Here is an 11,777-nt window from a genome sequence, read left to right on the forward strand (position 1 = left end):
TAAGTGGGAGACTGTGTCCGGCGATTCAGGGGGGCGTTCCAGCCTCCGAATGGCGCGAATTCGTTAGCGGCTGTCTGGACTTTCGCCCGGCGGAAGGGGTGTACCGGATTGCCCGCGAAATGTTTGCGGAGCCCGAGCTGTTCTCGCTCGAAATGGAGCACATCTTCGAGAAGGCCTGGATATATGCGTGCCACGAAAGCGAGATCGCCAACAAGAACGATTTCCTGACGATGCGGGCGGGCCGCCAGCCGCTGATCATCTCGCGCGACGGCGCCGGCAACCTGAACGCGATGATCAACGCGTGCCAGCACCGCGGCGCGACGCTCACGCGGATGAGCAAGGGCAACCCGTCGACCTTCACGTGCCCGTTCCACGCATGGTGCTACAAGAACGACGGCCGCTTCGTGAAGGTAAAGGCGCCCAGCGAGTACTGCGACGACTTCGACAAGTCGGTGCGCGGCCTGAAAAAAGCGCGCATCGCGAGCTACAAGGGCTTCGTGTTCGTGAGCCTCGACGTCGACGGCACCGACACGCTCGAAGACTATCTCGGCGACGCGGGCATTTTCTTCGACATGATGGTCGCGCAGTCGCCGACCGGCGAGCTCGAAGTACTGCCCGGCAAGTCGACCTATACGTTCGACGGCAACTGGAAGCTGCAGAACGAGAACGGTCTCGATGGTTACCACGTGAGCACTGTGCACTACAACTACGTTGCGACCGTGCAGCATCGCAGCGAGTCGAATGCGAAGAAAGGCGATACCCCCGGCGGCACGCTCGACTACAGCAAGCTCGGCGCCGGCGACAGCGAAACCGACGACGGCTGGTTCGCTTTCAGGAATGGCCACAGCGTACTGTTCAGCGACATGCCGAATCCGCAGGTGCGTCCCGGCTACGAAAGCGTGATGCCGCGCCTCGTCGATGCCTATGGTAAGGACAAGGCTGAATGGATGATGCACCGGCTGCGCGACCTGAACGTGTAACAGTCAGGTACTGAAGCCGTTTCACGATTCCGCCAATGACAATTTCGATGCGGGTTATCACGGTGTCTTCTATGCGACCGCAATTGCAGGGCTCTCATACGGGCGCGAAGTCGTTTTGTTGTGGCAACCGAATGGCCTGTAGTCGAGCCAGACGTTCTCGCCTCGAGGCTGGCAGCCGATGGGGCGCTCGCGTGAGATCTTTGAATATCGTTGCAGCAGGTCGGCGAAGATAAGTTTCACCGAGTTCGTGAGCATCAAGGACGCGATCAGAACGTGCGTGCGCTAAAGCGTGTGAAGCAGTGACGTTGACGGAAGTTGTGGACACGGCTATCCCCTGCATCCCGAGGAGGACAACCAAACTGGCAACATAAGCCATTGACGAACAAACAATAGTTGATTACCCACCTGACCAATTGCCCCCAAAGTTGCCCCCGCGCCCTAGGCCCTGCTCGATTGTCGGAATCTCGATAGTGGCGTGCCCGATTGCCCGCTGTGATGTACGCCGACTCCTTCACCAAGTGTCGCAGCTTTGCCACACGCAACAAAGAATACGCCCCGTCCCTTTGACCTAACCGTCGTGTACCGCGGCCGGCGTGCCTGCGTGCGGGCAAAGGCCTGACGCTCGTGGCAATTGCCGGGAATGTAAGGGGGTCTCAGGTCCAAGGCGCGCTGTCGTTGAGGTATGCAACAGGCGCAACCTCGCGCCCGGACTTGATTACGCTCTGGGAGCCGTCGGCACATTTCGCCTCCACAGATGGCGCTCGGCGTTGCACGAAAACCGACGGTGGGAGGGCCGGCAATTTCGGGATGGTGCCGGCTCCTCCACCATCGCTGCAGGCCCTCGTGGTGGCACTAGCGGTCGCCCCTCCTCAGCGCCGGAACAGCGAAGGACCGATTAGCACCGTCTCCCGTCAGCACACCTTGGCTGAGGCATGGCACGCGGCCTTCCGCAGACTACCCGATTGACGCAAACGTTGCCCAGGCGTCAGCCCAACTGACCGAGTTCGAAGAATATTCAATTGCATGAAGAAATGGAATCGGCGCCTCTTACGCGTCCTACGAAACCACGCCTGAGGCTGAGGAGTGGTGGTCGTAAAGTTTTTGAACATTTGACCGTTAGCTTGAGACGCACAGCCCGTCGTCAGCGCTCGTCATATGCGCAGACCATGCGTTCCGAAAGGTTGATTTGCTGCAACCGATGCAGAGAGCATAAATATGACGTACATCCCCAAAAAAGAAGTTCGTTCCAGCTCCGCTGGGAGCAGGCAGAAACACAATGGAGCATCTGTAGAGCATGAATGTCCGTCAGACGAAGTCGGTCGAAGTCGCGAACAAGGAAGACAAATCGCCCCAGAAAGATAAGCTCGAAACACAGCTGGGCGACAAGCCACACAGGCGTCGAGAGCAATATGAAATTCCGGAGGGTGTCATGTACTGCAAGCTTGACGCCGTTGACGCGAGGTCTGACTATCGCGAAAAAACGCGCTGCGCTCGCTTGTTTGGAATATCTGCAGCCGAATTCGCTCGGACGCTCAACACCGACTCCATCCACGGGAGCTTCGATGTTTTCGTCATGGATGTTGAGTGGCCCGAGTGGGAGCGAGTCGCGGTCAGAGAGGTCCAACGGGACAGAGCCCGCTTCTTCGACGCCGAAGCTGATTGGCTCGAAGTTTCATACCGCGCGGACCCAAGTCTGGAAAGCGGCGAAGCATACGCCTACCCGCTATTCCTAGGCTCCGCCCCAACCTTTCTTGAGATTTCCGGAATCAGGCCGGTAGGTGGAAAGGCAGTGCCCCCGCTGCCAACAGCGGTCGCTGTGCCAGCGCCACGTCATAGCTCGTCGTCACCCTACGCACTTGAGGGGTTTCACGTAGGACAAGGTATGTGCTCTGTCTTTCACAACGAAAAATCGGGGTTCATTCTAGATGCCGGCGCAGGGACGCCCGTCCTTCGCAAGCTATACGATAAGGACGAGTTCGTGAACGAGCTGCTGCCCTTGGTCAGTAAGCTCGAGCCATTGTCGATGGTGCTTTCTCATTTCGATGCCGACCATTGGCGACTTCTCGACTGGGACGAAAAACTACTGGCTCGCGTCGACAGGATTTATGTCCCCGACAACTACTCAAGCCTCCCCTTCAAGAGCAAAGCAATCAAGGACAAGGTGTTCGGCATCGGAACACAACCCCTTTTTCACGACGCTTCGGTTGCCGCCAGTCTTGACGTTGTGAGAAGCATGCCAAATAAGTCGAACAAGAACGGTGAGTGCCTGGTAGCGGTCTGCCGCACACAAGGCAAAAGCGCGCTTCTACCTGGCGACTATTCATATCGGCGTATGAAAACAGATGGTGCATCCGAAATGCAGCGACTCGCTACTGCGCAATACGATGCGGTAGTGGTGCCGCATCACGGTGATGAAGCAAGCGCCGACAAGATTGTGAAACCTGCAACCGACACCTCGATAGCATTTTTCTCCGCCGGGGACCACTCGTGGTACGGGCACCCCAACGCTGACTCGCTGGAGAATCACGAGCAAGAAGGCTATGTCATTGTGAACAAGAACAGGTTAGCGGATATCAAGTCACAGAGACTTCTGCCATGACGACATGCCTTCTGGCCAGGCTAAAGGTTCTCAACTACTCGACGAGTAGCTCTGGTTCCTTGGTGCCCCGGGAGGGGTGAGAGTGATTGAGTCGGCCGGTTCGGGGAGGTTACCGGACAGCGACCGCCGCGAAGCGCGCCGACAACCCGCTGCTGGCACAGAGCGCCTACCGTCTACGTGTTTTCAAGAGCACACTTTGCCTCACATCAACGAAGCAGTCACAGCCCTCCCCGCTTTGATTGCAGACTTCAAGAGCGGAGCGACACACGAAGCCATCGTCCTACTGCGGGATGGCCAGCCTGTCGCTCGTCTGGTGCTAATGCAAAACCAGCGCATCGGCATCGCACGAGGCGCGTTCGATGTGCCCGACAGCATCCCGTCCGACGATGCCAAGGTAAAGAAGCTCTTCGTTGCTGATGACAACTCCCGTCCGCCCGAAGGAGACTGCCGGAACGGGCTAAGTACACCCGCCACTGTATTTTCCACAGCGTCACTGTGCAATCTACAGCGCCCCAGACTTTGATATCAAGCAGCGCAAGCCAGAGCCTCCTTACCGCAGGACGGACAACTCCGCTCGCCTCTGCGCTACGCGTACACCGATAACGGCCTAGGCGCCACTGAGCGGCCGCACCGTCCCCGCTTTTCGTGCCGTCCTCGCCGCCATGTGGGAGGCACATCGAGAATGTACGGCGCCGAGCAGTTCCGGTGGAAGATGTGTCCGGTTCGGCAACGGGTGTGGGCCGCGCGACGGCGGTATGGGCGGAAACAGCAACGTGTCGAGCGTCGCATCGTCGACCTCCGTTTGCACGCTCGAACGTAAGCTCCGCGCCTTTTGGTGCGCTGTGGGCAGCTCCTTCCCTTTTGCATAGAGCAACCCATGCTTGAACCCGTGTCCCTTCGCTTGCCTGGAGGCACATCTACGGACACAGAATGGAAAGCGCGCGGGAGGCTCAGCCTGTCAATTTTGGGTCGGCTGCGAGCAAGCCGGAAGTGCTTCAAACCTCGGCTCTCGTATATACATCAGCACAACACCAGAATCGCCCCACGCTTCGCACGCGTCAGCGCCACGTAAAGCAACTGTCTCTGGTTGCTATCCTCGCTTTGCTCACCTACGTAAGACCTAGGCGCCACAACCGCGACATAGTCAAACTCGAGGCCCTTCGCCCGGTGCATCGTTGCCATGTGCACCACCCCTTGTTCCTCTGTGTGATTGCTCTGAGCGGTAATCGTAACGGTCCGCTCGCCGGCCTTCTGCAGCAGGAGCGCCAAGGTATCGCGGTTCTTCTCGCTGGAGGCCACGACGCAATAACTGTGAGGGGGCTGACCATCCTCCTCCCCCGGCCACTGATGCAGGAACTCCCGAACTTTCTCGCCGGCCTCCTCCATTCCACCGGCATGAACCTCAACCGGCGCAGGGCCGTGTGTGAGCGAGCGGTAACGGCTCGACTCGTCGTGGCCGTCGTCAAGGTCGTCGACCTCCACGCCCTCAAGCAACGCGACCGCCTTACGACGGATTTCGTCGGTCGTCCGGTAGTTGATGTAGAGCTTCCTGGAGCGCCCGCGAATGTCGATGCCGCACTTGCTCATCGCTGCCCGATGGCGGTTGTAGATGCGCTGGTGGCCGTCGCCGACAAAGAACAGGTCGTTCGTCCCTGCCGGAATCATCGCGCGCAGTAATCTCAAAGCCTGCGGGCCGAAATCCTGCGTCTCGTCGACGACGATAGCGCTGTAAGTCGGGGCCAGCGACTTGTCGGCGTCGAGCATTGACGCCACCTCACGGTATGCGTCGTCCACTTCCTTGAGCTTGCGCGACGCGAGCTGCCCGCGGTATTCGTCAAAGACGGGCCACACCGCATCTCGCTTTGCACGGCTGAGCAGCACCCCACGGCCAGTTCGGCGGGCCTTGCGGTACTCGTCGAGAGTCGTGATGCCCTGAGCAAGGATGACCTTTTCAAGCTCCTGCTCGTAGAAATTGTCCGGCAGGTCGAGGCTGCTATCCTTCGCGGCGAGAGCCGCCTCCCAAGCCTGCTGGGGGCCATCGTGCTTTCGCTCATACACGATACGGTGCTCGAGCTTGTTGCTTCTCATGAAGCCATGCACCCAGGCATCGAGGTTGCGCACTTCCAGTTTCTCGAGAGTAGCGGCATTGCACAGCGTGCGCAGGTTCTGCTCGATGTCGGTCGCCAAGTTGCGCGTAAACGTGGTGAAAAGGACCTTCTGCACGTCACTTGCACGGTTTTCGGCAAGCCACTTTGCGCGATGCATGGCAAGCACCGTCTTGCCTGTACCAGCGCCGCCCAGTACACGAACCGGGCCACTGCGGTTACCCTCGGCGAGCTTGCGTTGCGACGGATGGAGGAAAATGCGCCATTGCACGAGTGGCGCATTCAGAATGGCCGCAAGGGTCTCGTCGTCAACGACAACAAAACGCGACTTTGACTCCGGCGTAGTCAGCGCGGTCGCAAAGTCTTCGGTATCGACGACCTTGTCGACTCGGCTTTCCCGCGCCGTCAGGACCTGTGAGACAGAGTCGCCTGCGGCGACGAGAAACAACCCTTCGTAAGCCTCGACAGGCAGACGGTCCTGCATTGCATCGAGTTCAGCGTCGCTGGTAACCGAGCGCACCGCTCCCAGTAGCTCCTGTGGTACCCCAAGGCTCATCAGCTCACGGTCATCAAGCGTGGTATAGAGTGGCGACGCAGTCGGCACCGTGCTTGCCGGTGCCGGTTCGGCTCGCTGAATGCTTTCAATCGCTGGCGCCTGCTCTTCAACGTGCTCCAGGGTTATCAGCTGCATCGCACCGGTAACCGGGTTGATGGTGAGCTTGCGGTTTTCCGCCCAGCGGTACGCTTCGTCGTGGTGACCAACGTACAGCAATACGTAGACGTCGCCAGACGACGGCTTGAAGACAATGCCGCGCCAGTCGCCATCCACGCGGACCGACTTCAAATTGGGGTCCCGCGCAGCCTTGATGTTTTCATAGTTGGTACCGGAGCTCGTCGGGTTGGTCTGAAACCCGATGGCCCACTTCAGGACCTTCGTGTGGATGCTGGACGGCAGCTTCGCCAGCTGTGCCAGGAATTCGCTGCTCAGGGCAACTTTCGGCTTTAGACTCACTGTGATTCCTCGCTCGGCATGTTGAGGTCAAGATTAACTGCAACGGCGAACACCCAGTCGTCCCCATCAATACTGGCCATTGATTCATCGAGGACAAGCACCGTCCACCCCACTGTTGCCCACTCTTGGGCCAGGTCAGACTGGTCATCACGCAACACTGCGAGCTTCTGTTTCACCCAGCAGAGTTCCGCGTCCGCGACGACCTTACCCTTCTCATCAGTGAGTTCAAGGCCTAGTTCCGGTATCTGCGCACCCGCCTGAGCCAGCTTCTGCAGCCCGGCCTTCATCTCGTCGAGTGCTTGCCCGAGCGCTTCCTGCCATGCGCCGCCCAGCGCGGCCGCAACAGTTGGCTGGGCCGGTGCGACGCCTTCCGACGCAAACGGATTCAGCACAGCGTAATCATGTGCATCCAGCCCGGAAGTCGTCACGAGCCACACGGTCGGCAATGTCTGGGTCGTGTTGAAAACGTGCAGCCACTGGCGCCAGGCCGTATGCAAGGCGTCCTTGCTCTCGACACTGATGTCCTCCAAGACCAGTACACCGGGTGCTGACCAGGCAGATGCACCTTCAAGCCCAGTTTTGGCAATGACCAGCGGCCAGTTGCCGAAATAACTGCAGAGGTCGTCCCGTGATTTCGACACGCTCGGCGCAAATCCGTTGCCGGCTTCCCGTACGTGCTCAGGGATGCGGTCTATCCATTGAGCTTTAGCGTGCGCACACGCCGCACTGTCCTCCCGGTTGTTCGGCACCATCAGGAATCCCAGCCACAACGAATTACGCTGCAACTGTTTGAGACCGGGGTCGTCGTCCTGCGTCGCAGGCGAGGCGAGCCAAGCAAGCAGGCGAGTCAGCGCATGGTGGGTAAAGGCCTTTTCCTGCGCCCGAGGAACATTCGCAGGAGCCCCATTCCCGTCATGGCGGCCCATCGAAACCAGCGGCGAATCGAGGTCGGTGTCGAGTTCGCCCTTGAGTGCATCAGCGACATCATTGTGCGTCACCGACCAGACCCAGTAGCGACCGCTCGCCACGATTGCGCTGCGCTTTTTGGCGTCGTCGCGCAAACAGTTCTGATGGTCCGTCCAGCCATCGCAGAACACGGCGATTGGCCGGCGTTTGGTTGAAGCGGCCCAAGGCCAGATGACGAAGTCCGGCTTGCTGGCTATCGCCACCCCGTCGTCGCTACCCAGATTGCACTGCGGTTCAATCCGATAGCGCTGGCTGCCGACCTCAAGCACGAAACCCGCCTTGCCGTTGACCACGTCCTGGACCAGCTTGATAAGCGGCAGGTCTCCGACACCACTGAGGCGTTTCAGTCCCTCCAGAAAGCGGGCCTCGAGGACCGAATCGAAATTTGGGTTGATGTATATATCGGCGATGGTTTCGACCGGTTCGAGCTTGTCGAGCGCAACCACCAGTTCAACCAGAACCGACTTCGCGGTATCGCGTGAGACCAGGTCCATGTTACGGCCAAGGCGGTACTGATAGACGCAGCGGTAGCAGCCATCCTTTTCCGGGTCACTGTTGCATGGGCAAGATGTGACGGCCTGCAACGCCATGCGCAGCACGTCACCCAGCGCCTTGGCGCCTTGCTCAAGCAACTCCTGCAAGTACCCCGTCCCACCCGGTACCGAGTCGTACAGCATGACAAAGTAGCGGCGCGGTCCGCCGTCCTTTCCGGGTTCGTCCTGGAGGACCATGCGCAGGTGGTCCACCTTGCCGCCGTAGCGCCTTTTCAGACCCAACTGAACGGCAGCCATGAAGGACTGGACCACTTCATCATCGACGCCGTTCTTCGTGTACGGGACCAGGATGCGAAGTGCCTCGGATTCGAACTCACGATACAGGTACAGACAGTCAAGCAGGTCCGCTGGGTCATTGCTCTCCCGCTTCGGACAGTCGAAGCTGTGGTTCTGTTCTGCGGCGATGCTGTTGCGCCGTGGAGCCTTCTGAACCTTGCCACAGTGTCGGCATAGCTTGAAACCCGGCCGTGCCGAAACCTTGTCAGCCACCTTGAAGTTCTCACCGGGCTTGGCGAGTTCGCCAAAATTGACATCGCGGAAGGTCACCCTGTCGATGAACTCAAAGCCGAATGGCAACTGACCGGTACTGATTTGCCATGCGCGGCGCACGTTGCCCTGCTCAAAATCTGCCATCAACTGCCGGACATAGAACTTCGGCTCACGGTCCTCGGCGCTGTCGTCGATGCGGACTTCAACATCGTTGCTGTTCGCAATGGCCTGCCTGAAGCGCAACAGCGTCCTCTTCTGCGCTGCGTCGGCCCACATTGCATCGGTACAGCGGGGGCACGCCATATACACATCCGGCTCAACGTCCAGATTTTGCATGTGATTGCACGAAGGGCAGAAACGCCACGGCTCCGTCCTCGCCAGATTCATGTTTATCTGGTCCACTTCGACGCGGCGCTGGTTTGCGTAGAAGCGATTTTCCGGAGCGAATTCGGACAGCGCGGACTGCGCCGGCCGTTCGTACTTGAGCGTGTTGAGCGTGACATATCCGCCCTGGCCGGGCTCGTCGGACCCGCGCCTACGCCACAGCACAGACTTCAGCTCGATGCCTGCCTCGGGGAACGCGTAATTAGGAATCAAGCCCGCATCGGTCAGCGTATTGAGCAAGTCGCGTCCGTTGATTTCCTTGATGAGTTCCAGCTGCTTGTCGCGCTCGCGCAGCAACTGGTCGATTTCCTCACGCGTCGCCTCATCCTGTGGACGCTGCTGAAGTTTGCCCTTGAGCTTGTCGAGGTCATCCTTGCGTTTCTTGTAGGTGCGGCGTTCTTCTAATAACTCGGTCAGGGACTTCATCAGTCTGGCTCGCAAGCCATCGGACTCGCCCTGTCCCTGCATAAAGTCCGCAAGCCTTCCACAGACCGCATCGTTTTTTCGCACACCGGCCGGAAGCAGTTCGATGAAACCGTCAAACAATCGTTGCTCATGCTGCAGCACGTAATCGCATAGCACGTACGGGAATCGGTCCTGCTTTGCCTGCTCCATCGCATCGAGTGCCTGCGACGTCTTTTCCGGAAGGGCTGCGGTATTGGTCAGGCTCGCCACCCAGTCGTCCATACAGAAGGCAAACAACTGGCGGCGCAGAACCTCGGCAGCGCCGAGGAAAACGCCCGGTGGCGCCACCTCGCCGCTAAGCATCTCGCCGGTTTCGGCAAAGAAGTACAGGTCATGCGGGCTGTTACCGTCCGCAAGCGTCGTGGCCATCGCGTTGCCGTCACTGCGACCCGCACGACCGATACGTTGGAGGAAACTTGCTGTGTTCGGTGGCACCGAACACAGCATGACGGACGACAGGTCGCCGATGTCCACACCCATCTCAAGCGTCGGCGTGGCAGAGAGCAGGTTCTCGTACCACGGCTTTGGATGCCTGCTCTTGAACCGTCCTTCAAGGTCCTCTCGCTCTGTGCGTTCGAGCAGGCCGGTGTGCTCGGCGGCGATAACCCGCCGCAGGTCGCCTTGGCTGAAGCGCTTTACCCACCAGTTCTCGTCGTCCGGCACCGGCACTTCGTACGTCGATTCCGGAGCGTCCAGGCACGGCATACCAATGAGATGGTTGGCGAACTCGCGTGGCACGGACAGACGCCGCTTGCTGCCCTTGGTCGCAATGAACGAGACATCAAGATACAGTGTGAGGCGTTCTGGATTCAGAGCCCAGGTATCCCCTTGGTGATGCGATGTCATCACCAGCACGCCCGCGTCGCGCAGGGCGAAGAGGGCATCCCTGTACAGGTCGGCTGCCATGCCGCTCGCCAGCAGCGTCTCGGGCCCCAGTACCGCATACGCCCAGCGGTCGTACCACGTGGCCCGACGTGTGCCGGTGAGCTTGTCGAATCCACTCTGCTTTCCGAGCGTCAGGAATATCGGTCGTGCCGTGTACTCTCCCATCCGCGGCATCCACTCTGCACGTCCGCCTAGAAAGCTCAAAGCGTAGGTCTTACCGTCGCCGGCGTAGGTGGTGAGCTCCGGGTGCATGACGGCGCCACGGCGGCGCATGTGTGCGAGCATGCCCCACAGCCACCGGGCCACAGTCTGCACTTCCAGCCCGTGCACGCCGTACTGTTCGCGAAAGGCTGGTGTCAGTCTCACGGCGACGGCCTCGACATCGTCCCAAGGCACCGCCAGTACGGCCTTGCCAATCCGCTCAAGCGTGCGCCCGCGCTGGCTGTGGTAGGTCATCTCGCTGTAGGCCTGCCAGAGGAAGCGCTTTTTCACACGCGTGGGAAGCTTGCTATCCGTCGGCAGGCGCTGATGCTGCGGCAGCTCCACCGCCCAGTCGCGCTGCCACGTCATGTTCGGCGCGATGAATTCGGAGACCAACATCTCCGGCGACATGTACAACACCGAGCCTTCGGTCTCGAAACGCTTCTCTACCTGGTCGAGAAACCAACTCCAGGACATGACCGGCTGCTGAAGCTCATCCATGGCATGGGCCAAGGCCGTTCGGACGTTATTCATGTATGTCCGTGCACCGAAGAATCCGGCCCGGTGCGCGGCATCCTGCACGGAATCTGAGAACGCGATGAGCTTCTTGTCGTCGTTGAAGACGCTTGCCCAGCTGGATTCCACCACCTGAGAACCGAGCGTTGCATTTCTCGCGCCGAGCAGTAGCAGCTTGTCGTCCTCACCGCATGCGGGGCACGTCGTGTCGTGCAGCGTGAACTGGGCCTCGCCACGCATCTGCGTGCGCCTGGCAGTGACCCGGAAAACGTCCAGCAATTCCAGGTAGCCGCACGCGATGCATGCTTCGCGAGACTGCTGCAAGGTGCCGCACGACACGCACACTCGCGCTGGAACGCCCTCGACACGGCTGCGCCCAATGCTCTCGGCCGCATAAAGCCGCGTGGTTTCTGGCCGACGGTCAAACCATGTGTTGTAAATCTCGTCGGCCTTGATAGACAGACGCGAGCTGCCTTCGACCAGTCGGGACAGCCTGAAGCGCCCCGGGTTTTCCGGAGACCGTTTTGCTTGCGTCATGCCACAGTGACAGACTCAGCGAGATTTGCATAGTAAGCGGCTTCTGCCTCGGCAGGTGGAATGTTGCCGATGGGGCCGAAGAGC

Annotated in this window: 3 protein-coding genes and 1 pseudogene; 2 read left to right on the forward strand and 2 right to left on the reverse strand. The window is 59.7% G+C overall.

Annotated features, from left to right (window positions below):
- Nucleotides 1–23 precede the first annotated feature (23 nt).
- Nucleotides 24–977, forward strand: a pseudogene (locus VSR82_RS14440) (Rieske 2Fe-2S domain-containing protein); the annotation flags it as partial.
- A gap of 1,297 nt (nt 978–2,274) precedes the next feature.
- A complete protein-coding gene (locus tag VSR82_RS14445) occupies nt 2,275–3,579 on the forward strand; it encodes a ComEC/Rec2 family competence protein (protein ID WP_498857775.1) in 1,305 nt (434 codons plus the stop codon).
- A gap of 1,020 nt (nt 3,580–4,599) precedes the next feature.
- Here VSR82_RS14445 and VSR82_RS14450 read toward each other — a convergent pair.
- Nucleotides 4,600–6,696, reverse strand: a complete 2,097-nt coding sequence (locus tag VSR82_RS14450; protein WP_498857776.1) for a UvrD-helicase domain-containing protein — start codon at nt 6,694–6,696, stop codon at nt 4,600–4,602.
- Entirely contained in the window at nt 6,693–11,693 is a 5,001-nt protein-coding gene (locus tag VSR82_RS14455; RefSeq protein ID WP_498857777.1) for a DUF1998 domain-containing protein, read from the reverse strand. The genes VSR82_RS14450 and VSR82_RS14455 overlap by 4 nt, the downstream gene beginning before the upstream one ends.
- Nucleotides 11,694–11,777: the final 84 nt, after the last annotated feature.

This window comes from Burkholderia sp. JPY481, assembly GCF_038900515.1.
GTDB classification, from domain to species: domain Bacteria; phylum Pseudomonadota; class Gammaproteobacteria; order Burkholderiales; family Burkholderiaceae; genus Paraburkholderia; species Paraburkholderia youngii.

Excerpts from the sequence above, each read along its gene's own strand:
- VSR82_RS14445 (WP_498857775.1), top strand. The coding sequence starts at position 2,275 with ATGAATGTCCGTCAGACGAAGTCGGTCGAAGTCGCGAACAAGGAAGAC.
- VSR82_RS14455 (WP_498857777.1), bottom strand. The coding sequence starts at position 11,693 with ATGACGCAAGCAAAACGGTCTCCGGAAAACCCGGGGCGCTTCAGGCTG.